This window comes from Pseudomonas frederiksbergensis (assembly GCF_017114915.1).
GTDB classification, from domain to species: domain Bacteria; phylum Pseudomonadota; class Gammaproteobacteria; order Pseudomonadales; family Pseudomonadaceae; genus Aquipseudomonas; species Aquipseudomonas frederiksbergensis_I.
In genome coordinates this window covers 1-24,538 of record NZ_JAAUOE010000057.1, presented here as the reverse complement: position 1 = coordinate 24,538, position 24,538 = coordinate 1, and the positions used below count along the sequence as shown (strand labels likewise).

The window sequence follows — 24,538 nt, the reverse complement described above, 5'->3', positions numbered from 1 at the left end:
AGGAGCTGGCTTGCCAGCGAAGGCGGCCTCGAGTCTTGCAGCGGCCATGACCACGCCTTCGCCGGCAAGCTGGCTCCTACGAAAAGCAGTTCAAGCCCCCTCGCCACAAAGGATTCAGAGCTCGCGCACCACGCGAAAGCCCAGCCAGTCGCCGCTGCTGGTGGGCAGGCTGCTGTTGCGATTGCCGGAGCGGGAAAACACCGGCGCCTCGCCCCAGTCGTTGCCGCGCATCACCTGGCGTTTGCAGTTCTGTTCCAGCCACGGGCTGCCGTCGGTGGGCACGCCGACGTAGTCTTCGCGGTAGCAGTCGGCGACCCACTCGTACACGTTGCCGTGCATGTCGAACACGCCAAAGGCATTGGCCGGGAAGGTGCCGGCCGGGGAGGTGAAGTTGTAGCCGTCGGCGGCGCCGTAGGTGTTGGCGTTTTTCGAGATCTGGTAGTCGGCGCCTTCATCGAACGCAAACGGGAAAGACCCGGTGCTGCCGGCGCGGGCGGCGTATTCGCGGATCGACTCGCTGGGCAGGCGATAGGCATGACCGGTTTTCTTCGACAGCCAGGCAATGTAACCCTGGGCTTCGGCGGCATTCATGCACACCGCCGGGTGGCGTGCGGTCTGTTTGAAACTCGGTTTGCCGGCCGTGCAACGACGGCCCGGTCGATCGTCGAAGTCGGCGGGGGTGTTGCCGGTGGCGCGCACGTACGCGTCCCATTCGCCCGCCAGCACCTGGAAGCGACTGATGGCGAAGGGGCGAGTGAAAGTCACTTCATGCAGCGGACCTTCATCGGGCTGGTGACCGACTTCATCCGCTGGCGTGCCCATGGTGTAGCGGCCGGCGGGCAGCACGACCATTTCCGGACAGTCCTTGCAGTCCTTGAACACTTTGCCGGGGGCTGGCGGGGTCGCGGCCTGGGCCGTGCCGGGCAGCAGGCCGGCGAGCAAGGCGGTCAGCGCCAGGGCGGAGAACGTGTGGGGCGTTTTCATAAGTTGTCTCGGTTAAAGGAAACGGTGCCTCGCAGCGCAGGTTCACGCGCGAAGCTTTTTGCCAAGCACATCAATGAAGCGGTCCACCTCGGCTTCGGTGTTGAGCAGGCCGGGCGCGGTGCGGATCACCGGGCCGACGTCGCGACTGACCGCATCGCAGACAATCCGGTGTTGCATCAGGTGGGCGGCCACGGCATCGCTGTCCTGAGCCTTGACCCGAAAGAAGCTGAACCCGGCCGAAAACCTCGGATCGACCGGGGTGACCAGCTCGACGCCCGGCTGCTCCAGCAAGCGCTGTTTGAGGTAGCTGTTGAGCTGATGGATGCGCGCCTGGACGTCGGCCTTGCCCAGCTCCAGGTGCAACTTGAATGCTTCGTCCACGGCCCAGCGATGTTCGAAGGCATGAAAGCCGCCCGGGGACATGATGGTGGAGAAGGTCGTGGCTTCGGAGAACGTTGGCACGCTCGGGCTGACGTACTTGAGCTCTTCGCTGCGGCTGCAAACGATGCCGGTGCCGCGAGGGCCGAACATCCATTTGTGGGTGCCGGCAATGAAGAAGTCGCAGTTCATCGCCGGGAAACTCAAGTCTTCGACGCCGAAGCCGTGCACGCCATCGACCACGTAAACGATCCGGTCCTGGTCGTCGCGCTGGCGGTTGTGTTCATCGACCAGGCCGGCAATGTCGCCGATCGGCAGCTTCACGCCACTGCCCGAGTGCACCCAGGTCATGCCCAGCACGCGAGTTTCGGGGCGGATGTTGCGGTTGAGGGTATCCAGCACCTGGTCCGCCGAGATCGTTTGTGGCTGCTCGAACAATTGAATCTTGCGCACTGGGGTGCCGTCGCGCTGGTGGCGAAACCGCAGGATGTTGTTCGTGGAGTAGTGCTCGTGAACCGTGGTGAGGATTTCCTGATCGGGGCGCACTTGCACACCGCCATAAATCATCGCCAGGCCTTCGGTGGTGCTGCCGGTGAGGGCGATTTGGGTCGGTTTGACCTGCAAATACCGGCCGGCCCAGAGCCGCACGTTTTCTTCGCGCTGCTCGGTCACGCCCAAGTCCCAGTCCATGGCCAGCCCGGGATTTTTATCGAGCTCGGCCCGGTGACGGTCGATGGCCTCACGCACCGGTTTCGGGTGGGAGGTCACCAGAAAATTGGCGAAGTGGATGACGTTCGGGTCCTGGTCGAACCATTGACGCAGATGTGCCCATTTGTCCCGGGGCAGGGCTTGCAGCGGCGCGGCGGCGGCCGGGGAGGCGAGGCTGGCACCCAGCGGCAGGCCGGCGGCGAGGATCCCGGCCTGTTTCAGAAAGGTACGGCGATCACTCATGGTTTGACCGGCCCCTGGTGAGAAAACAGTGTGGGTTTCGCGGCTTTTTGCACCTGCTCCCAGACCCGCAGGAAGTTACCGCCCCAGAGCTTGGCGATGTCGGCTTCGGAATAACCGCGCTGGATCAGTTCGGCGGTGACGTTGCGGATTTCCCCGACATTTTCCCACCCCTTGATGCCGCCGCCGTCGTTGAAGTCCGAGGCGATGCCGACGTGGTCGATGCCGACCTTGCGCACGGTGTAATCGATGGCGTCGCCCAGATCCTTGAGCGTGGCCTTGGGTTCTTCCTCAAGAATGGCGTACAGGCCACTGGCGTATTGACCGAGCTTTTGTTCCGACCATGCGGTGATGATCGGGTCGCCCGGCATCAACGCCATCGCCAGGTTGGGCAACGGCGGCAGGTCGAAACGCGCGCGCAGGGCGTTGAGTTTGTCCTGGGTGCCTTGGGTCAGCGGTTTGAGGTATTGCGAGAAACCGACCACTTGCACCACGCCGCCGCTGTTCTTGATCAGTTGCAGCTCTTTGTCGCTGAGGTTGCGCGGGATGTCCACCGAGGCCCGTGGCGCCGAGTGCGAGGCCACCATCGGTGTGCGGCTCAGGTGCGCCACTTGCTCCAGGCCCTTGGTCGACATCTGCGACACATCAATGATCACGCCCAGATCGTTGAGCCGCTGCACCGCTTGTTTGCCGATATCCGACAGCCCATCGAGGGCATCGGGGGAGTCGTTGAAAAACGGCAGCGGTCGTGACGAATCGGCCCAACTGTTGTTGCCGATGTAGCTGAAGCCGAACATGCGCATGCCGCGCGCGGCCCACAGGTCCAGTTTGCTCAGGTCATTGCCCAGCGGGTAGGCGTTGAGCATGCTGATGAAAATCGCAAACTTGCCTTCGCCGTGCAGGCGTCGGAAGTCGTCGGGGGTGTAGGCGATGCCGACCTGATTGGGAAAGTCGCGAACCAGCCCGGAGATGATTTTGTAGCGCACTTCCTGCTGGTTGCGCGCTTCTTCGACGAAACCGTCGGTGGGCCTGTGGGGCGCATTCGGGCCGTTCCACATTTCCGGCCAGCCGAACACCGTCAGGGCCGCGCCGGACAGCCGACCGCGATTGGCCTTGATCAGGTCGAACTGCCCGGAACCGTCCTTGTCGGCCTCATTGCCATGGGCGCCGAAGTTCAGGGGGACGGTGATGTGGCTGTCGAAGGAAAGGATCCGCTCCTGCAGTTCGGTGGCCTGTTTCATGACCTTGACTGGGTATCCGGGGTTGTCCTTGAACCAATGATCCCAGACCAGCCAGCCTGCGCCGGCGCTGATGGCCAGGGCCAGTGGCAGGCCGAGGTACAGCGCTTTTTTCGAACGTGTTTTTGTCATCGCCATCTCAGTCAGGTTCGCCGCCCCGGTGCAGGCGCAGGGGCCTTTGCTATCTGGGAGGAACGAGTGACCGATAAAAAAAATTAGGGGTTTGTGCAATACCCTTAGGAGCTGCGCAATNATCTGGGAGGAACGAGTGACCGATAAAAAAAATTAGGGGTTTGTGCAATACCCTTAGGAGCTGCGCAATACCTTGTGGCGAGGGGGCTTGCCCCCGTTCGGCTGCGAAGCAGTCGTAAAACCGGCAAACGCATTCTGACTGCGGAACCGCGGGGAGCGGATTTGGGGTTGCTTCGCAACCCAACGGGGGCAAGCCCCCTCGCCACAGGCAATCTCCCTTACCAAAAGGGTGTGTCTGATGCGTTTAAATTTCCCCCCGCAACAAACGTTCTAGCTTGGATAAAGCCTGCTTCATGGCTGACACAGGTAGGGCAATGACGATTTCTCGACGCTGGTTCATGGCGGGCCTGGCGCTCACGAGCGCTGCGGTGCCTGCCGCTTTTTATGCACATCGTGAGTTGACCGGGGAGAAGGAGCCGATCACGCCGGGCGAGGCCACAGTCGATCTGGCCACTACCGCCGGCCAGCAACTGGCGGACAGCTTGCGCGGGGTCTGGGACATTCGTTTCGTCGGCAGCGAGGCCGGGCTTGAGGGCTTGCCGCAGGATGGGCTGGAGCTGTTTCTCGACATCGCTCATCGCGGACGAGGGCTGCGCGGTTATCTGGACACGGGCATTAATCTGCGCGGGGAAGGCCTGCCGCGTTATCAGATCCTCGGCGATCTGGCGCCGGCCAATGGCGCCGAACTGTACTGGCGGTTGCTGCGCACCGACGCCCCGCTGGTGGCACCGGTGTATGAGTTCAAGGCAAAGCTCGATGAAGTCTGGGCGGCTTTCGGCAACGCCGGCAGCGGCACGTTCAGCGGTCAGGTGCTGAGCCTGAATCGCCCACTGGGGTTACCCGAACTCGACAACCGCTTTATCGCCATCAAGCGCCGGTTTCCCGAAGCGCGGGAGCGAACCGACCTCGATCCGGCCTTTCTGGCGTGGCTGGTGTCCCCCGAACATCGGTTGTTCCATCAGCTCTGGCACGCCACACGGGACAAATGGCACAAGCTCTCGGAGAAAAAACGCGAGGCGTTGCGCGGTATCGGCTGGCAGCCCGGCCCACGGGACAACGAGCGTGATGCCCGCGGCCCACGCAAGGACCGCAACGGTTCGGGCATCGACTTTTTCTTCATGCACCGGCACATGCTCGGCACCGCCCGGTCCATGCAGGATTTGCCTTCATGGCCGGCGTTCCCCTTGCCGCAGCCGGAGCTTGAGCGCGATCGCCAGGGCTTCGCGCGCTATTTCGACAATCACGATGGCAATGCCTTGCCACCAACCTGGCTGACTGAAGGCGACGATGAATACACCAAATGGGTCAGCGACATCAAAGCCGCCGAGACCTATCACAGCAACTTCCAGGTCTGGGAGTCGCAGTACCGGGATCCACGCTATCTGTCGAAACTGACCCTCGGCCAGTTCGGCTCGGAGGTCGAGCTGGGTTTGCACGATTGGCTGCACATGCGCTGGGCTTCGGTGGCGCGCGATCCGTCCAACGACATACCGGTGCCGATGGCCCGGGATCAGGCCGACTTTGCGGCGCGCTGGTATGCCCCGGAAAACGACTTTCTTGGCGATCCGTTTTCGTCCCACGTCAACCCGGTGTTCTGGCGCTTCCATGGCTGGATCGACGATCGCATCGAAGACTGGTTCCGCGCCCACGAGCGTTTTCACCCGGGCGAGCTGAGTCGCCTGGAGGTCAACGGCGTGCCATGGTTTGCGCCGGGGCGCTGGGTGGAAGTGGGCGATCCGTGGCTCGGCCCGGACACCCACGGTTGCAGCACGACCCCGGGCCTGCAAACGGGGCGCTCGGTGGAAATGGACCCCGAAACCATGAAGCTGGCATTGCGCATCACCTTTGGCGATGAAGACAACATGAGCGAGCTGTTGCGCAAAGTGCCGCGCCGGCCGTGGTATGCGCGGCATTTGAAGGTCAAGGGATGGCCGGTTTAATCAGATAGACCGCGTTATCGTTCTTCGCGAGCAAGCCCGCTCCCACATTGGATAGTCGTCGTACACAAAACTAATGTGGGAGCGGGCTTGCTCGCGAAGGCGGCCTCAAGAACGACACTGTTCTACAAGACTTGCCACCCCCCACCCAACGCCTTGTACAGCGCAATGCTGGCCTGCAACCGCGACAATCTCAGCTGCACATTCATATCCTGGGCGGCATACAGCGTGCGCTGGGTTTGCAGCACTGTGAGCAAGTCTTCGGCGCCGGCCCGGTAGCGGCTTTGGGCGATGTCGAAAGCGGTCTGCGCCTGGCTCAGTTCCTCTGCTTGCCACAGACGTTGTTCGTCCAGCCCGCGAATGCCGTTGAGGGCTTTTTCTACATCGGCAAAGCCGTTGATGATTGCCCCGCGATAGGTTTCCAGCAGTTCCTGTTGGCGCGCCGTGGCTTTGTCGCGAGTGGCGCTGAGGCGACCATTGTTGAAGATCGGCGCCACCAGCCCCGAGGACAGGTTGTAAAAAGTCGTGCGCAACAGATCCGAGGCCAGGTCGGCACCAGTGCCCAGGCTGGCGGTGAGTGTCAGGGTGGGCAGCATCGCCGCGCGGGCGACGGTCACGTCGGCTTGGGCGGCGGCGAGTTTTGCCTCGGCGCTAGCGATGTCGGGGCGGCGACTCAACAGCTCACTGGGCACGCCGCTGGCGATGTCTGGCCAATGCAATTGATCGAACGGCTGCTCGGTCAGCGTCAGTGCCTGCACCGGTTGGCCGAGCAGGGCGGCGAGGGTGATCCGCGCTTCCCGGGCCTGCTGCTGCACCAGTGGCAGTTTGCGTTGCTGTTCGGCCACCAGGCTTTTTTGCTGAGCCAGTTCCAGCGCGGTGGCGCTGCCGGCGTCGTAGCGGGTCTGCACCAGTCGGAGCACGCTTTGGGCATTGGCCAGGTTCAACTCGGCGATCCGTTGTTGTTCACGCAACGACAGGGCCTGGGTGTAGCGGTTGGCCACGCCGCTCTGCAAGGTCAGCTCCACGGTGGCCCGGTCGAACTCGCTGGCCTGCAAACCGAGCAGGGCACTGTCCCGGGCGGCCCGTTTGCCGCCCCAGAAGTCGATTTCATAGCTGGCGCTCAGTGCGGCATCGTAATAGTCCAGCGAGCGATTAGTGGGGTTGACGTCCAGTTGGCTGTAGCCCTTGCCGTGCAGCAAGCGTTGGCGATTGGCGTTGAGGCCGGCCTTGAGTTCGGGCAGCAGCGGGGCGCCGGCAAGGGTGGCGCTGGCCTCGGCCTGCTGCACCCGGGCGACGGCGGCGGCCAGGTCGTGGCTGCCCACGCGTGCCTGTTCGATCAGTTGATTGAGTTGTGGGCTGCCGAACTGCGTCCACCATTGCCGGTTGCTGTGTGCCGCGGCGGCGGTGTTTGGCGATTGCCAGGTGGCGGGCGGTTGCAGGCCGCTGTCGGGGCGCGGCGCGGGGTTGCTGCAGGCGGCCAGCAACAGGCTGGCGGCCAGAAGGGTCAGGGGCACTTTCATAGGTCGATCATTCACTGGTAAGGGCCGTGACCGGATCGAGCCGGGCAGCCTTGCGGGCAGGCATGAAGCCGAAGATGACACCGGTGACCAGGGCGCAGCCGAAGGCGCCGAGTATGGCGAACAGCTGGAACGCGACGGCGACATTGCCGAGCAGCAGCACACCGCCGACCAGCAGCGCCAGGCCGATCCCGGCGAGACCGCCGACCACCGAGAGCATCACCGCCTCGGTGAGAAACTGGCGCAGGATGTCGCGCTGGCGGGCGCCGGTGGCCATGCGAATACCGATTTCCCGGGTGCGTTCACGCACGGTCATCAGCATGATGTTCATCACCCCGATGCCGCCCACCAGCAACGAAATCGCCGCAATCGAGCCGAGCATCAATGACAGCGTGCCCTGGGTGCGGGCCTCGGCCTGGATCATGGCGGCGTTGTTGGTCAGCTCGAAATCGCGCTTGCCCTTGTGCTCGCGCAGCATCGTTTGTTCGATCGCCTGCTCGGCCTCCTTGACCTTGCGCGCATCCTTGGCGGCGATCACCACATACTCGGGATTGCGGCTGCCAAACAGGCGCACGCTGGCGGCGGAATAGGGCACGGCGATACGGTTGTCGCTATCGGAATCACCAGAACTGGAGCCTTTTTCCGCCAGCACGCCGAGCACCTGGAACGGTACGTTTTCAATCAGGATGTACTGGCCGATCGGGTCGATGAGGTCTTTGAACAGCTTTTCCCTGACCTTGTGCCCGATCACCGCGACCGCGGCGGCGCTGTCTTCGTCGGCCTGGGTGAAATAGCTGCCTTGAACCACCGGCCAATTGAAGATGCTTGGGAAATTGGTGTCGTTGCCACCCACATAGCTGGTGTGATCGGCGTTGCCGAAACGCACGCCCGCCGTCGAGCCGTTGACCGGCATGATCCGCTGCACCTGGGGCAGGTTGGCGAGCGCGGCGACGTCGTCGAGGGTAATGATCCCGGGCGGCGTACGCGGATTGGGCGCCGCGCCGCTGAGGTAAATGATGTTGGAGCCGAAGGCGCCCATTTGCGCCATCACCTGCCGCTTGCTGCCTTCGCCCACGGCGAGCATCACCACCACCGACGCCACGCCAATCACAATCCCCAGCAGGGTCAGGGCGGTGCGGAAGCGGTTGATCCACATCACCCGCCAGGCCGCCTGAACCGCGTCCACCCGTTCGCCTTTCCAGGCGCCATTGGCTTCGCTGCCGGCACTCAGGCGCTGGCGCAGGTCCACGGCTTGCAGCGCGCCGGGACGGGGCGTGCGCGGTTCGGCCGAGGGGTTGGCGGCGGTGTCGCTGATGATCAGGCCGTCGCGGATTTCGATGACCCGGTTGGCGCGTTTGGCCACTTCGCGGTCGTGGGTAATGAGGATCACCACATGCCCCTGGCTGGCCAGTTCGTCGAGCAGGCTCATGACCTCGGCGCCGCTGTGGCTGTCGAGGGCGCCGGTGGGTTCGTCGGCGAGGATGATGTGACCGCCGTTCATCAACGCCCGGGCGATCGATACCCGTTGCTGCTGGCCACCGGAAAGCTGATGCGGACGGTTGCCGGTGCGCGTGCCCAGGCCGAGGCGTTCAAGCAGGGCCGCCGCGCGGGCATGGCGTTCGTGCGCCGGGGTGCCGGCATAAATGGCCGGCATCTCGACGTTTTCCTGGGCCGATCCGGACGGGATCAGGTGGTAACCCTGAAACACGAAGCCGAAGGCCTCGCGCCGTAGCCACGCCAGTTCGTCACTGCCCAGGCCGGCGACGTTTTCCCCGGCGAACAGGTAGTCGCCGCTGGTAGGGCGGTCGAGGCAGCCGAGGATGTTCATCAGGGTCGATTTGCCGGAACCGGAAGCGCCGACGATGGCGACGAATTCGCCGACGTGGATCGACAGGTCGATGCCGCGCAGCACTTCCACCCGGGGGCTGTCGCCACCGCCGTAGGCTTTGCGGATCTGTCGCAGGTCAATCAGGGGCGTTTGCATTCAGCCTCCGCTGCCGGTGAGCGGAGTGCTGAGTACGTGATCGCCTTCGGCCAGCCCGTCGAGAATCTGCGTGCGCAGCCGGTCGCTGATCCCGGTGCGAACCTCGCGGCGCTGAACCTCGCCGTTGGCCGCCACCACGTGCGCCACTTGGCGATCCGCCGCGGTGCCGTTTTGCAGGGCCGAGGTGGGCACCGTCAGCACGTTCTGCGCTTGCCGGGCGACGAAAAACACCTGGGCGGTCATGTCGGTCATCAAGGCGTTGTCGGCGTTGTCGACATCCAGCAGCACGGTGTAGAGCACCACCCGTTCGCTGCCGCTGCGACCGCTGGTGGGGCTGCCGCCCTGGGCCTGTTCGAGCGGGCGCGGCGGCACCGGCAAAATCTGCCGCACGGTGCTGCTCCAGCGCCGGTTGCCACCGCTGAGGGTGGTGAACCAGGCGCTCATGCCGGGTTTGACCTGGCCGATATCGGCCTCGGACACCTCGGCCCACACGGTCATCGGTGACAACCGGGCAATGCGCAAGATCAGCGGCGTCTGTTGTTGGGCGTTGAGCGTCTGGCCTTCCCGGGCACCGACCGCGACCACCGTGCCGGACATCGGCGCGTAGATCCGTGTGTAACCGAGCTCCGCTTCATCGCTGCGCAAGCTGGCCTGGGCTTGACGAATCTGCGCCTGGAACCTGTCGAGGCGCGCCTGGGTCGCCCGCACTTCGGCGCGGGCGGTCTGCACGTCTTCTTCGCGGGTCGCGCCGCCGGCCTTGAGGTTTTGCTGGCGCTGGTACTTTTCTCGCGCCAGGTCGTGCTGGGCACGCTGCTCTTGCAACTGGGCCTTGAGGTTGTCGATGGAAAAGCGTCCGGCGTCGAGTTTGGCTTTCTGGGTCGAGGGATCGATCTCCACCAGCAATTGGCCTTCCTTGACCTGATCGCCGGCCTCGACATGAATCTTCTGGATCTGCCCGGACGCCTGGGCGCCGACGTCGACGTAACGTCGTGGTTGCAGAGTGCCGAGGGCAGTCACGCTGGTTTCGATATCGGCGCGGGTCACGAGGGTGGTGGCGAGTTTTTCACGCCCCGGCGGGATCACTTGCCAGGCGGCCAGGGCTACGGCGGGGATCAGGCACAGAGCGACAAACAGGGCGCGTCGGGTGGGGCGGGGACGTTTCATGCGGGGTTCCAGCCGGTGAAATCGGCCCGTCGCTCGGCGAGCGCGGCAATGACCGGCGCCGCTGAACGCTGTCGGTGGACCGACAGACACGGGAAGCTGTCCTGTAAACGAGCACCCCGGAGAGGAATTTAAGTCGTGTTTCAGATCGACAAACGAGATTATTTCTCAGGCAAATGGATCCAGTACTTTAAATCTATATGAGAATTACTATAAATTACGCCTCTTGCGCGCTGCCATCATCGTGCCGCCATCTCTTCTATGGTGCAGATCTGGCTCAAGGACGGGGAGTCATGTTGGAAAACTACTATCGCGAGCTGGTGTGTTTCCTGAACGCCAAGCTAGGCAACCGTCAGGTGGCCGAGGATGTGGTGCATGACGCGTATCTGCGGGTACTGGAGCGTTCCAGCGACACGCCGATCGAACAACCCCGGGCGTTTCTTTATCGCACCGCGCTCAACCTGGTGATCGACGACCATCGGCGCAATGCCTTGCGTCAGGTCGAATCCCTGGACGTGCTCGACAGCGAAGAACGCTACTTCACCCCATCGCCTCACAATAACCTCGACCACGGTCAGCGCCTGGACATGCTTCAGCGCGCGCTGGCGGAGTTGCCACGGCTGTGTCGCGAGAGCTTCCTGTTGCGCAAGATCGAAGGCTTGTCGCACCCGCAAATCGCCGAACGCCTGGGGATTTCCCGGGCGCTGGTGGAAAAGCACATCGTCAATGCCATGAAGCATTGCCGGGTGCGCATGCGCCAGTGGGATGCCGCTTGATCGGCATGGGTACCTACGGGTACATATCCATTTCTGCGGTAACGGCGGCTGGCGGTTTCGCTCTTACAGCGAGTCACTTTTGGCAAACGCCCCAAAAGTAACCAAAAGGTCTTGCCCCACCATTCGGTGCCTCGCTTAGGCTCGGCATGCCCTCACTCCGGCATTGCTCCGGGGGCCCGCCGCCATCGGCCATCCATGGCCGGGGGCGGCTACCGCGGCATCCCTGCCGCGGTGCCCCCTGCGCAACGCCTGCGTTCGGCCTCTGGGAAAGGGGCATGCAGATCAAGATCAAAAGCCAAAGCAAAGCAAAGCAAATGCAAGATCAAAAGATCGCAGCCTCGCTTCACTCGACTAGCTCCTACAGGCCGGCCGGTAGGCCGCCTTGCTTTTGATTTTGACTCACCGCCCCCTCGAGAGGCCGAGTGGAGGTTCTGCGCAGTGGGCAACCCGGCAAGGATGCCGGGTTAGCCGCGTACGGCCATGGATGGCCGATCGCGGCGGGCCCACGGAGCAGGACCGGAGCGAGGGCATGCCGAGCCTAAGCGAGGCACCGAACGAAAGGGGCAAAAGCGCTTTGGTTACTTTCGCGCTTTTCGAAAGTGACCCGCTGTAAGAGCGGAACCGCCAGCCGCCGTTACCGCAGAAACGGATATGTACACCATCAAATCGGGAAGATATGGAGCCCAAACCCCGATCAAACCTCATTAAATTTTTTTTCATTGTCCTCGTTCCTATTCAACAGACGATCTGCTGCCGCCAAAGGCCGGTCAGGTCACCCAGGCTTTATCCCCGCCGCTGCGGGGTTTATCCAGAGGACACTGGAAATGACACAGGCAATTGCATCGCCCATCATTCACGACCTGATCGGCGTCGGCTTCGGCCCTTCGAACCTGGCCCTGGCCATTGCCCTGCAAGAGCGCGGGCCGAGCCAGGGCGAGCTGGATGTGCTGTTTCTCGACAAGCAGGCGGATTACCGCTGGCACGGCAACACCCTGGTGACCCAGAGCGAATTGCAGATTTCCTTTCTCAAGGATCTGGTGACGCTGCGCAATCCGACCAGCCCGTATTCCTTCGTCAATTACCTCAAGCATCATGGTCGTCTGGTGGACTTCATCAACCTCGGCACCTTTTATCCGTGCCGCATGGAATACAACGACTACCTGCGCTGGGTCGCCGGGCAGTTCACCGGGCAGAGCCGCTACGGCGAGGAAGTACTGACCATCGAGCCGGTGCTGCACCACCAGCAGGTCGAGGCGCTGCGGGTGATCTCGCGGGACAGCCAGGGACATCAACATGTACGCACCACCCGTTCGGTGGTGGTCAGCGCTGGCGGTACTCCGCGCACTCCCGAAGCGTTCAAGGCGCTCAAGGATGATGGCCGGGTATTCCATCACTCCCAGTACCTGGAGCGCATGGCCAGGCAGCCGTGCGTGAACAACCAACCGATGAACATTGCGATCATCGGCGGCGGGCAGAGTGCGGCGGAAGCCTTCATCGATCTGAACGACAGCTTCCCGTCGGTGCGGGTGGACATGATCCTGCGCGGCTCGGCCCTGAAACCGGCCGATGACAGCCCCTTCGTCAATGAAGTGTTCTCGCCGGAGTTCACCGACCTGGTGTTCCAGCAGGCCAGCAGTGAACGCGAGCGTCTGGTCAGCGAGTACCACAACACCAACTATTCGGTGGTGGACATCGACCTGATCGAACGCATCTACGGCATCTTCTACCGGCAGAAAGTCTCGGGCATTGCGCGCCATGGGTTCCGTACCCTGACCACCGTCGAAAAAGCCACTGCCACCGAACGCGGCATCGAACTGGCGGTGCGCAACAACGCCACCGGTGAAGTCACGGTTCGCCATTACGACGCGGTGGTGCTGGCCACCGGTTACGAGCGTCAGATGCACCGCCAACTGCTGGCGCCGCTGGAACAGTACCTGGGCGACTACGAGGTCGATCGAAATTACAAACTGATCACCGACGAGCGTTGCCAGGCCGGCATCTACATGCAGGGCTTCTGCCAGGCCAGCCACGGCTTGAGCGACACCTTGCTGTCGATCCTGCCGATCCGCGCCGATGAAATTGCTGGCTCTCTGTATGACCATGGCAAGTCCTGTGGGCATGGGCGTGCGGTCAGGGATTTGTTGTTGGCCACTGCCAGCTGAGATCTTTGGTTTTGATCGTTCCCACGCAGAGCGTGGGAACGATCATTTCTTGAAAGCTGAACCCTTGCTGAAGAACCCCGCGATTCCCCCTGTCACCCCCCTTTGCAGCGTTTACTCTGCAGAAACCGCCGCGTAAGCTTCGCGCGTTTTCATCAATTAGCGGAGACCCACAGTGGGTACTTGTTCGAGTGACAGTTGTCGGCCGGTCTCGGTAACCGGCATTTTCTCGGCAAGATAACGCGCAGCCCTTTGTGCCGTTATCTCGCCGAAAAGCGAGTAGCGGCATCCCGATCGTGGCCGGTTTCGGCGCGACTCCCGACGTCCCTCTCATCGACGCTCAACAGCGTGTGATGTTCGACCCCGTGTCGTCATCGCAGCGCCTCGACACGCCTGCTCGACGGTTTCCCGGCTGACCCTGGGGGGCACTGCCATGAACCTTGTCTTGCTCAAAGAATTCTTCGCCGGATTCCTGCGTAACCGTCACATCGCCCGGCACTTCCGCCGTTTGGCGCTGCTGGAAAATTTCACCGATACCACGGTCAACCGTGAAGTCCCGCCGACGCTTGCGCAAACCCTGGTCGCCGCTGCCAACAGCGACACCGGCCAACTGCTGAACAACCTCGGCAGCCACCCCGATGGTCTCAGTGAACTTGAAGCCGATGCGCTGCGCGGTCAGTACGGCCTCAATGAAGTCGAGCACGAGCAACCGCTGCCGTGGTGGAGGCACCTGTGGCACTGCTACAAAAATCCGTTCAACCTGCTGCTGACTTTACTGGTGGTGATCTCCTGGCTGACCGAAGACCTGAAAGCCGCCATCGTGATTTTCTCGATGGTGGTGCTCTCGACCTTGCTGCGTTTCTGGCAGGAAACCAAGTCCAACCAGGCCGCCGACGCCCTCAAGGCGATGGTCAGCAACACCGCCACGGTGATGCGTCGGGAGGTGGCGAACAACGGTGCGCAACGCCTCGAATTGCCGATCAAGCAACTGGTGCCGGGTGACCTGATCGTGCTCTCGGCCGGTGACATGATTCCTGCCGATTGCCGGGTGCTCAACGCCAAGGACCTGTTCGTCAGCCAGGCGGCGATGACCGGTGAATCGATGCCGGTGGAAAAATTCCCTCGTCAGCAGGACAACCACACCCACAACCCGCTGGACCTCGACAACATCCTGTTCATGGGCACCAACGTGGTGTCCGGCACGGCCATGGCGCTGATTCTCACCACTGGCAACAACACCTATTTCGGCGCGTTGGCGCAGCGGGTCGGCGCCACCGATCGCGCGCCGACCTCATTCCAGACCGGGGTCAACAAAGTCAGCTGGCTGCTGATCCGCTTCATGTTCGTCATGGCGCCGCTGGTGCTGTTCATCAACGGTTTCACCAAGGGTGACTGGACCGAAGCGTTGCTGTTCGCGCTGTCGATCGCCGTGGGCCTGACCCCGGAAATGCTGCCGATGATTGTCACCTCGACCCTGGCCAAGGGCGCGGTGTTCCTGTCGCGCAAAAAAGTCATCGTCAAACGCCTCGACGCGATCCAGAACTTCGGCGCCATGGACGTGCTGTGCACCGACAAGACCGGCACCCTGACCCAGGACAAAATCTTCCTCGCGCGCAACGTCGATGTCTGGGGCAACGATTGCGATGACGTGCTGGAAATGGCTTACCTCAACAGCTACTACCAGACCGGCCTGAAAAACCTGCTGGACGTGGCGGTGCTGGAGCACGTGGAAATCCACCGTGAGCTGAAAGCCGGCACGGCGTTTCGCAAGGTCGACGAGATTCCATTCGACTTCACCCGCCGGCGCATGTCGGTGGTGGTGGCCGAGCGTGATCAGCCGCACTTGCTGATCTGCAAAGGCGCGGTGGAAGAAGTGCTGGCGGTGTGCACCCGGGTACGCCATGGCGATGCCGACGAAGCCCTGAGCGATGAATTGCTGGCGCGGATTCGCCAGGTCACCGCCACGTTCAATGACGAGGGCCTGCGGGTGGTGGCAGTGGCGGCACGGCCGATGATCGAGGGCCGCGACACTTACAGCCTGGCCGATGAACAGGCACTGACGCTGATCGGCTACGTGGCTTTCCTCGATCCACCGAAGGAAAGCACCGCGCCGGCACTCAATGCCCTGGCCGCGCACGGTGTGGCAGTGAAAGTGCTGACCGGCGACAACGAACGGGTGACCGCGAAAATCTGCCGTGAAGTCGGGCTGGAGCAGCAAGGCCTGCTGATGGGCAATGACGTCGAACGCATGAGCGACGCCGAACTGGCGGTGGCGGTGGAGACCACCAACGTCTTCGCCAAACTCACGCCGTCGCACAAGGAGCGCATCGTCCGTCTGCTCAAAGGCAACGGCCACGTGGTCGGTTTCATGGGCGACGGCATCAACGATGCGCCGGCCCTGCGCACCGCCGACATCGGTATTTCGGTGGACAGCGCGGTGGACATCGCCAAGGAAGCAGCGGACATCATCCTGCTGGAAAAGAGCCTGATGGTGCTGGAGGAGGGCGTACTGGAAGGGCGGCGGACCTTCGCCAACATGCTCAAGTACATCAAAATGACCGCCAGCTCGAACTTCGGCAACGTGTTCTCGGTGCTGGTGGCCAGTGCGTTCATCCCGTTTCTGCCGATGCTGCCGATGCACCTGCTGGTGCAGAACCTGCTCTACGACATTTCGCAGATCGCCATTCCATTCGATAACGTCGATGAAGAAATGCTCAGCAAACCCCAGCGCTGGCAGCCGGCGGATGTCGGGCGTTTCATGCTGTTTTTCGGCCCGATCAGCTCGATCTTCGACATCAGCACCTTTGCCTTGATGTGGTACGTGTTCGATGCCAACACCCCGGACCACCAGACCCTGTTCCAGTCCGGCTGGTTCGTGGTCGGGTTGCTGACCCAGACGCTGATCGTGCACATGATCCGCACGCCGAAGGTCCCGTTCCTGCAAAGCCGCGCCGCCATGCCGCTGCTGGTGATGACCGGCGTCATCATGGCCGTGGGGATTTTCCTGCCCATGGGGCCGCTGGCGCATTACTTCAAACTGCAGGCGCTGCCGTCGCTGTATTTCGTGTTCCTGCCGGTGATTCTGCTGGCGTACATGGCGCTGACCCAGGCGGTGAAAGGCTTCTACATTCGTAGGTTTGGTTGGCAGTAATGCTGCCAGCTCCTACAAAGGCGGCGATCTTTTGATCTTTAAACACGTATCTTTAGGAAAAATCCTACAGAAAGTACGACGGGTCTTCCGTAGCCTTGCTCCCCCACGAATCTGTCACTCCCAAGGGACCTGTTTTGCCGAATAAAGCCCTGCGCATCCTGATTGCCGACGAACAGCATTTTCACCGGCTGAAAACCGAGCGCTTGTTCAATCAGCTCGGTTATTACCGGGTGGCACCGGTGCACAACCTTGTGCAGATGCTGACCTTGGTCGAGTACGGTTGCGAGCCGTTCGACCTGGTGGTCATTGATGCCTCGCTGGCGGATGGGGCGTTGGACCTGCCTGGGTTCTTCCTCGATAACGGCCAGGTTCATCATGCATTGATCTACGACGGCCACGCGCAGTTGCCGGATCTTGCGTCCATTCAACGGCTGATGGCGCTGATCGATCCGCATGGATGTGAAGCTGAATACTCCCTGGATCACGAGCGATTCGCTGATGCTGGGCTACCGCTCGTCGGAGCTACCATTTGTCGGAACTATCATTTCTGACAGGTAGTTTCTTCCTTTTACCTATGCAAAAGTTTTCGCGCAGCCGTTGCGCCTGCTCCGCCGTTATCCGGGGGCAAGCGTTGATTTTTTGCGCAAGGAATCGTCATGAAGAAAGCGCTGGTTGTGGACGATCATCCGGTGGTACTCGCCGCAGTCAGCCTTGTACTTGAGCGGGAAGGTTTCAAGATCATTTACAAGGCGTCCAGTGTTGGCGAGGCGTTGTCGATACTTCGTCAGAATGAAATCGATCTGGCGATAGTGGATCTGAGCCTGTCTGATGGCGAGGGGATAAGTTTGATCGAGCGGATCACCGCCAGTGATTGGTCATGTCGGGTAGTGGCTTTCACCGCCTTGGATCCGTCGATATTTCAAGAGCGTTGCATGCGCGCTGGTGCAATGGCGTATGTCGCCAAGACCAACGACTTGAGTCAACTGCAAAAAGCCGTGCATGCAGTCAAGGGCGGTTACACCTTTTTCAAGCAGCTGTCCTCGGGGCCGCAGGACCCTGGGCAACGCAGCGAAAAAGCGATGATCGACAACCTTTCCACCCGCGAATTGGCCGTCCTGCGGTGTTTGGCCCAGGGCATGACCAACAAGGCAATCGCCGCGTATATGAATCTGAGTGTGAAGACCACCAGCACCTACACAACCCGCTTGGTCCTAAAACTCGGAGTGCAGTCGAAGGTGTTCCTGCGGGATTTCGCCCAGCGCAATCATCTGATCTGAATGAACCCGACCGTGCGCATCTTCCTGTTGGCGTTGATGCTGTGCCTTACAACACAGGTTCCTCCGGCGCTGGCCGACGAGCCGCAACCGTTGCATCTACTGGGGCGTTCCACAGCAGAGGGCTATCAGGTCAAGCTGGAGGAAAAAGACTGGCAATGGCTACGGGATAAACGGGTCTTGCGCCTGGGGGTGACGGGGCCGGACTACCCGCCCTTCGAGGTGACGCGTCACCGCGATGAGCTGGAGGGCATCACGGCCGATTACGCCGGGCTGCTGGGGCAACTGCTGCACGTGAAGATCGACGTGCTGCGTTATGCCACCCGTGAAGCCGCCATGGCGGCCCTCAAAGGTCATGAGCTGGATCTGCTCGGCACATCGAACGACTTCGAGGCGGCCGACCCCGCGCTGACCCGATCCCGCGCCTATGCCGAGGATCAGCCAATGCTGGTCACCCGCGTGGACGAGCGAATGCCCGCCAACCTTGCCGGCAAACGTATCGCCATGGTCGAAGACTATCTGCAGGCCAGGACCGTCGAGACCTTCTACCCCGATGCGACCTTGCACCGCTACGCCTCGGTACTCGACGCGGTCGGGGCGGTGGCGTTCAGGCAGGCCGACGTGTTTTTGGGCGACTTCATCAGCGCCAATTACCTGATCAACAACAACTACCTCAATAACGTTCATCTGGCGGGGCCTTCCGGTCTGGATGCCAACCCGTTCGGTTTCGCTTTGGCGGCGGACAATTCGCACCTCAAAGGCATCGTCGACAAAGCGCTGGCGGCGATCCCCATGGACCAGCGCGCGGCCATCGAGTTGCGCTGGAGTGCCGGCAGGCCCAGTACGGCGGGTCAACAACAGGTGCGTCTGAGTGCCAGTGAACAACGCTGGCTGGAGCGGCATCCGACGGTCACTGTCGGCGCGATCGACAATTTTCCCCCGCTGACGTTCTACGATGCCCAAGGCCGGCTCAGCGGCTTGACGGCACAGTTGCTGAAGTTGATCAGCCAGCGCAGCGGTTTGACCTTTCAGATGCAACGCGGTCAATCACTGGACCGGCAAATCGCACAGCTCCAGGATGGCGAGATCGACCTCTTGCCGGTGATCACCCTCGGTGCCGAGCGTGAAGAGACGTTGCGGTTTACCCGCGCCTACCTCAGTAACCCCTTTGTGCTGGTCAGTGCAACGACGGCGGGCAGTCCCAGGACGCTGGACGATCTGGCCGGCAAGCGCCTGGCGATTTATCGCGGTCATCCGTTGTTCGGGTTCATCCAGGCCCAGGCGCCGCAGGTGCGTCTGGTCGAGGTGCAAAGCCCGGCCGAGGGCATGGAACAGGTGATCAAAGGGCAGGTCGATGCGACGCTCAGTTCGTTGATCGTCGCCCGCTACCTGATCGCCCGGCAGTATCACGAACGACTGCGCATCAGCAGCACCGTGGGCGATCAACCTGCCCGCATCGCCCTGGCCACTGCACGCGGCGCGCTGGAGCTGCACTCGATTCTGAACAAGGCCTTGCTGAGTATTTCGCCTCAGGAACTGGACGATCTGGTAGCCCGCTGGAGCCATGACGTGGTGCTGGAGGACAGCTATTGGCAGCGTCATCGCCAGGGCATTCTTCAGGCGTTTGCCGTGGCGGGTGCCTTGCTGTTGCTCGCCTTGGGCTGGATCGCCTGGCAGCGCCGGCAGATTCGCCAGCGCCAACAATGGTTGCAGCAATTGCAGGACGCCAAGGACGAAGCGGACGATGCCAACCGCGCCAAAACCACCTTTCTGGCGACCATGAGTCATGAGATCCGCACCCCGATGAACGCGCTGATCGGCATGCTCGAACTGGCCCTCAAACGTGCAGACGAGGGCGTCACCGACCGTGTTGCCATTGAAGTGGCGTTCAGTGCCGCACAACAATTGCTGGCGCTGATCGGCGACATTCTGGACATCGCCCGTATCGAATCCGGGCATTTATCCCTGACCCCTGAACGGGCCAATCTGCGAACGCTGGTGGAATCGGTGTGTCGGGTTTTCGAGGGGCTTGCACGGCAGAAAGCGTTGGCGTGGCGAATCAATCTGGATGAACACAGCGACTGCGATGTGTCGATCGACCCCACCCGTTTCAAGCAGGTGCTGTCCAATCTGCTGAGCAACGCCATCAAGTTCACCCAGGCGGGTGAGGTGAGCCTGACGCTACGGGTGACGCCCGTTCCATCTGGGCATCTGGCGGTCAAAGTGCGCATTAAAGACACCGGCATCGGTATCAGCGGCATCGACCAGCAACGATTGTTCAGCCCGTTCGTCCAGGCCAGCAATAACATGCAGTCAGCTCGCGCAGGTACCGGATTGGGCCTGGTGATCAGCCGCACCTTGTGCGAAATGATGGGCGGCCGGTTGCAACTCGACAGCGTTCTCGGACAAGGCACGCAAGTCGACATCAACCTTGAGCTGATCGCATTGCCGCCGTTGTCTTCCTGTGAGCAGATGGACAGCGGGTTGCAGGCGCCGGCGCGGCCATTGACGATTCTGGTGGTCGACGATCACCCGGCCAATCGATTGTTGCTTTCACAGCAACTGAGTCATTTGGGGCATCGTGTTCTGGAGGCCGAAGAGGGTGGGCGCGGGCTTGAGCTGTGGCGCGAACATGAGTTCGATCTGGTCGTTACCGACTGCAATATGCCCAGGCTCAGTGGTTATGAACTGGCGGGTGCAATACGCGATGAAGAGCGCGCCCAGGGATTACCGCCGACGCTGATTCTGGGGTTTACCGCCAATGCGCAGCCCGAGGAGAAAGCCCGATGCCTGGAGGCAGGCATGGACGATCGCCTGTTCAAACCTATCTTGCTGGGGGATTTGGAAAAATGGCTGGCCTCCTGGTTTGCCAGTGCAGTGCCAGAGATCATCGAAGAGCAACCCATTGCCGAGATGGACCTGAGTGGGCTGGAGCAATACCTCGGTGCGGACCGCACACTCCTGGATCGCCTGGTTTGCGAACTGACGGTGACCAATCGGGCGGACCGGGATGATCTGCTCCAGGCGCACGCCAGTGGCAATCGCCCTGGCCTGCAAGACCTGGCGCACCGCATCAAGGGCGGTGCGCGCATGGTTCGGGCGCAACGTTTGATCGAGTGTTGCGAGCAACTGGAGCGTGTTATCGATGAAGGGAATCCGGCGCTGCTCGACGAAGCCGTCGACCAGTTACAGCAGGCTATGTTGTCGTTGGACAAGCATTTGAGCCAAGACTGAGAAAATCAAAAGATCTGTTGCTCTTAAGCAATATCACTACGGGTGCAGCAGGCGCACGCCGAGGCGCTATCGTTCTCCAAATAGAACGCTAAGGCTGATTTTTGCAGTCTAGTGCACCAAAGGTCGCGGTTTTAAGCTTTGTCCATCGCGTCATACAACAGATTCGGAGGCAAAGATGAAGAACATCATCGGTATCTACACCAGCCCGCGACCTCATTGGGTCGGCGACGGTTTTCCGGTTCGCACGCTGTTTTCCTACGACAATCTGGGCAAACACATCAGCCCGTTTCTGCTGCTGGATCACGCCGGCCCGGCCGAGTTCACCCCGACCAGCGAACGTCGTGGCGTTGGTCAGCACCCGCACCGCGGTTTCGAAACCGTGACAATCGTTTACAAGGGTGAGTTGGAGCACCGCGACTCCACCGGCAGCGGCGGCAAGATCGGTCCGGGCGACGTGCAATGGATGACCGCGGCCTCGGGGATTATTCATGAAGAATTCCATTCCGAAGGTTTCGCCAAAACCGGTGGCACCCTGGAGATGGTGCAGCTGTGGGTCAACCTGCCGGCCAGGGACAAGATGGCCGAGCCCGGTTACCAGACGATTCTCGACGGCGACATCCCGAGCGTCCCGCTGAAAAACAACGCCGGCAGCCTGCGCTTGATCGCCGGTGAGTTCGACGGCCACAAAGGCCCGGCGCGGACCTTCACGCCGATTGACGTGTGGGATGTGCGCTTGAACGCCGGCAAGTTGTTGACCCTGGATCTGCATGAAGGACGCAACACTGCACTGGTCGTGCTGCGCGGCACGGTGCAGGTCAACCAGAAGGAACGGGTGCGTGAAGGACAGTTGGCGTTGTTCGAACGAAACGGTGATCAGCTCAGCCTGCAAGCCAACAATGACGCTGTAGTGCTGTTGCTCAGCGGCGAGCCGATCGACGAACCCATCGTCGGCCATGGCCCGTTTGTGATGAACACCGAGCAGGAGATTCACCAGGCTTTCGCCGACTTCCAGTCCGGCCGGTTCGGACGGATGAGCGGTTGAATTCAACGCAGTAGTGGGTTGCCCTGCAACCTGGAATCTCCCACATTGGTTTTATGGTGTTTTGCAGATTGGAGGCTTCGCCAGCTCCTACAATCTGTGAGATCTTCACACCATTGGGCCTTTGCTGGAGTTACTTGATGCTGTCACTGCTCACCGATCACCCATTGCTTAGCGCGCTGTTCCTGATCCTGATCGATCTGGGGTTGTGGCGTTTGATCACCGCCAGCGGCAGCAACTGGAAACTGGCGGTGCGGTTGGTGATTTTCTCGCTGTTCAGCGTGCTGCTGTTCACCGAAGGCTTGAACCCCATGGAACCGGCGCCCTGGGCCGACAACGTGCCGATGCACCTGGCGGCAACCGGTTTGCAGATTGGCTGGTGGCTGTACGCGGCGCGCACCCTGACGGTGTTGCTTGGCGCGGTGATGATGCAACGGGTCGGGCACACCGGGCGCTTGTTGCAGGACCTGCTCGGCGCGGTGATTTTCCTGATCGCGGTCATCGCTGCCCTGGCGTACGTGCTCGAGTTGCCGGTCAAGGGCGTGCTGGCAACATCCGGTGCCTTGGCGATCATCGTCGGCCTGGCCTTGCAAAGCACCCTCAGCGATGTGTTCTCCGGGATCGTCCTGAACACCACCAAACCCTATCAACTGGATGACTGGATCTCCATCGACGGCACCGAAGGCCGTGTCACCGACATCGACTGGCGCGCCACGCGCCTGCAAACCGCGCAAGGCAGCATGGCGGTGATTCCCAACTCCCTGGCGGCCAAGGCCAAGATCGTCAACTTCAGCCGCCCCAATGACATTTTCGGCGTCTCGATCAGCCTGCAAGTGAGCCCCCATGCTCGTCCGCAAAAGGTGATCGATGCCCTGGAGCGGGCCATGCAGGGGTGCCGCTTTCTATTGAACAAACCGGCACCGAGCGTGGCGTTGAAAAGCTCCGACAGCACCGGTGTGGAATATGAAATCAGCGGCTTCGTGGTCTCCATGGATCAGAAACGCATGGTGCGTAATCAGCTGTTCGACCTGGCGTTCCGGCATTTGCAGGCGTCCGGTGTCAGCCTGTTGTCGAGCGTCGAGCCTATCGCGCCCGCCACCTTGTCTCGGCCGCGGGCGCTGCTGGACAGCTCGAACATCTTCTCGACCCTGCGTCAGGAAGAGAAAGAAACCTTTAGCCAGAACATGAAGCTGCAAACCTTCCGCGCCGGTGAAATGATCCTGCCGGCGGGGGAGGTCAGCGATCACCTGTTCATCATCGAGTCCGGTGTGGTGTCAGTGACGCTGAGTCGCGGTGGTAAAAAAATCGAGGCCGCCCGCATGGGGCCGGGTGAGGTGATCGGCGAGGCCGGGATTCTGTCCGATGAATCGGCACTCGCCGACTTTATGGCCAAGACTTTTTGCACGCTTTACCGCATCGAGAAGGAATACCTCAAGCCGTGCCTGGATGCTCGCCACGACATCAGCGAGGCGATGAAAGCCTTGCTGGATTACCGTATGCACACGGCTCAGACGCTGATTCAGGAACCACCTAAAGTGGTGGCGAAGAAGGGGTTCTTGCAGTGGTTGCGCAGTCGGGCCTAGGCGCTCGAACGCAATCGGGTTGACCTTCAACCGGCGATGGGCGGCCGTGCTGTTCGCCGACTGAGGTGCGGTCTTGAGTGTTCCCGTGCTCGAACGGCACATGTTGCAACGTCATGCCAATGGGGCCAACCATCAGCAACAAGCCCAGACGAATCAGGGTTTGCCGGCGTGTCAGTGGCTTTTTACATGCCGTTTCAGAGGAAGACGAAGCGGCGTAGGGCAACGGCACTCGCGATGAGGGTGACATGGGCTGCACTCATTTAGGGCATCCTGGCCGCGTAATCAAGAATTAGTCGCATTCTAGTGCTACTAATGAGGTGATGGCAATTACCCATGATTCTTATTTTTCGACTTGTCCATTGGCATCCTCAACTTCCCAACAATTGGCTATTTGTTCCACATCAGGTCGGCATTAACGTAGCTCCAACCCCACCTGTGATTGGAGTTCACCATGCAACCTCGTATCGATTTCTACACTGCCTCCCCGGACGGCCTCAAAGCCATGATGGCCCTGGAAGCTGCCGTCTCGAAACTGCCGCTGGAAAAGTCGCTGATCGAACTGGTCAAGCTGCGCGCATCGCAGATTAACGGCTGTGCCTTCTGCATCGACATGCACACTGCCGATGCCATCAAGGACGGGGAAACGCCACGCCGGCTGTTCGCCGTGACGGCCTGGCGCGAGGCACCGTTCTTCACCGATCGTGAGCGCGCCGCGCTGGCCTGGACTGAGTCCCTGACCCAACTGAGCCTGACCCACGCCCCGGACGAAGACTACGCACTGCTCAGCGCCGAATTCAGCCCCAAGGAAATGGTCGACCTGACCGTGGCGATTTCCACCATCAACAGCTGGAACCGCCTGGCGGTAGGCTTCCGTAAAATGCCTCAAGCCTGATCAATGAGCATCAGCTGACGGCGCGGCCGGT

The 24,538-nt window shown here is 61.4% G+C and carries 16 protein-coding genes; 10 read left to right on the top strand and 6 right to left on the bottom strand.

Going from position 1 to position 24,538, the window contains the following annotated elements; all coding sequences use genetic code 11:
• Positions 1-114: 114 nt before the first annotated feature.
• From pvdO to pvdM, 3 genes are read right to left on the bottom strand one after another with little or no spacing between them, the layout of a single operon-like run.
• Positions 115-984, bottom strand: coding sequence for a dihydropyoverdine dehydrogenase (gene pvdO, locus HCU66_RS25120; RefSeq protein WP_205891094.1), 870 nt, complete (start codon positions 982-984; stop codon positions 115-117).
• Positions 985-1,026: 42 nt separating this feature from the next.
• A complete protein-coding gene (gene pvdN / locus HCU66_RS25115) occupies positions 1,027-2,313 on the bottom strand; it encodes a pyoverdine-tailoring periplasmic protein PvdN (protein WP_205891093.1) in 1,287 nt (428 codons plus the stop codon).
• Positions 2,310-3,680: a dipeptidase gene (gene pvdM / locus HCU66_RS25110; protein WP_205891092.1), complete on the bottom strand. Its 1,371-nt coding sequence runs from the start codon at positions 3,678-3,680 to the stop codon at positions 2,310-2,312. Before pvdM ends, pvdN begins: the two co-directional genes overlap by 4 nt.
• 434 nt (positions 3,681-4,114) lie before the next feature.
• Here pvdM and pvdP point away from each other — a divergent pair, with 434 nt between their 5' ends.
• On the top strand, positions 4,115-5,740 hold the full coding sequence (pvdP, locus tag HCU66_RS25105; protein ID WP_205891091.1) for a pyoverdine maturation tyrosinase PvdP: 1,626 nt from the start codon (positions 4,115-4,117) through the stop codon (positions 5,738-5,740).
• Between the two features lie 122 nt (positions 5,741-5,862).
• Here the strand turns inward: pvdP and HCU66_RS25100 are convergent, their stop codons facing one another.
• Genes HCU66_RS25100 through HCU66_RS25090 form a run of 3 tightly spaced genes read right to left on the bottom strand, consistent with a single transcriptional unit; the run spans position 5,863 to position 10,402 of the window.
• A complete protein-coding gene (locus tag HCU66_RS25100) occupies positions 5,863-7,257 on the bottom strand; it encodes an efflux transporter outer membrane subunit (RefSeq protein WP_205891090.1) in 1,395 nt (464 codons plus the stop codon).
• A 7-nt stretch (positions 7,258-7,264) separates the two neighbouring features.
• Positions 7,265-9,238, bottom strand: a complete 1,974-nt coding sequence (locus HCU66_RS25095; protein ID WP_205891089.1) for a MacB family efflux pump subunit — start codon at positions 9,236-9,238, stop codon at positions 7,265-7,267.
• The gene (locus HCU66_RS25090) at positions 9,239-10,402 is read right to left on the bottom strand and encodes an efflux RND transporter periplasmic adaptor subunit (protein WP_205891088.1); all 1,164 of its coding nucleotides are present in this window, start codon (positions 10,400-10,402) and stop codon (positions 9,239-9,241) included.
• A 290-nt stretch (positions 10,403-10,692) separates the two neighbouring features.
• Here HCU66_RS25090 and HCU66_RS25085 point away from each other — a divergent pair, with 290 nt between their 5' ends.
• The 9 genes from HCU66_RS25085 to HCU66_RS25045 all read left to right on the top strand — a co-directional run bounded on the left by HCU66_RS25085 (position 10,693) and on the right by HCU66_RS25045 (position 24,507).
• Positions 10,693-11,175 carry a sigma-70 family RNA polymerase sigma factor gene (locus HCU66_RS25085; RefSeq protein ID WP_277397079.1) on the top strand — a complete coding sequence of 161 codons (483 nt, stop codon included), beginning with the start codon at positions 10,693-10,695 and terminating at the stop codon, positions 11,173-11,175.
• An 824-nt stretch (positions 11,176-11,999) separates the two neighbouring features.
• Positions 12,000-13,337 carry a lysine N(6)-hydroxylase/L-ornithine N(5)-oxygenase family protein gene (locus HCU66_RS25080; RefSeq protein WP_205891087.1) on the top strand — a complete coding sequence of 446 codons (1,338 nt, stop codon included), beginning with the start codon at positions 12,000-12,002 and terminating at the stop codon, positions 13,335-13,337.
• Positions 13,338-13,767: 430 nt separating this feature from the next.
• Positions 13,768-16,485, top strand: a complete 2,718-nt coding sequence (gene mgtA / locus HCU66_RS25075; RefSeq protein ID WP_205891086.1) for a magnesium-translocating P-type ATPase — start codon at positions 13,768-13,770, stop codon at positions 16,483-16,485.
• Between the two features lie 134 nt (positions 16,486-16,619).
• Positions 16,620-17,036 (top strand): ANTAR domain-containing protein, encoded by a 417-nt coding sequence (locus tag HCU66_RS25070; protein ID WP_205891085.1) that lies wholly within the window; start codon positions 16,620-16,622, stop codon positions 17,034-17,036.
• Positions 17,037-17,141: 105 nt separating this feature from the next.
• Positions 17,142-17,762, top strand: coding sequence for a response regulator transcription factor (locus HCU66_RS25065; RefSeq protein WP_205891084.1), 621 nt, complete (start codon positions 17,142-17,144; stop codon positions 17,760-17,762).
• Positions 17,763-20,993: a transporter substrate-binding domain-containing protein gene (locus HCU66_RS25060; RefSeq protein WP_205891083.1), complete on the top strand. Its 3,231-nt coding sequence runs from the start codon at positions 17,763-17,765 to the stop codon at positions 20,991-20,993.
• A gap of 175 nt (positions 20,994-21,168) precedes the next feature.
• On the top strand, positions 21,169-22,035 hold the full coding sequence (locus HCU66_RS25055) for a pirin family protein (RefSeq protein WP_205891082.1): 867 nt from the start codon (positions 21,169-21,171) through the stop codon (positions 22,033-22,035).
• Between the two features lie 137 nt (positions 22,036-22,172).
• Positions 22,173-23,615, top strand: a complete 1,443-nt coding sequence (locus HCU66_RS25050) for a mechanosensitive ion channel family protein (RefSeq protein WP_205891081.1) — start codon at positions 22,173-22,175, stop codon at positions 23,613-23,615.
• Positions 23,616-24,066: 451 nt separating this feature from the next.
• Positions 24,067-24,507 (top strand): carboxymuconolactone decarboxylase family protein, encoded by a 441-nt coding sequence (locus HCU66_RS25045; protein WP_095053058.1) that lies wholly within the window; start codon positions 24,067-24,069, stop codon positions 24,505-24,507.
• Positions 24,508-24,538: the final 31 nt, after the last annotated feature.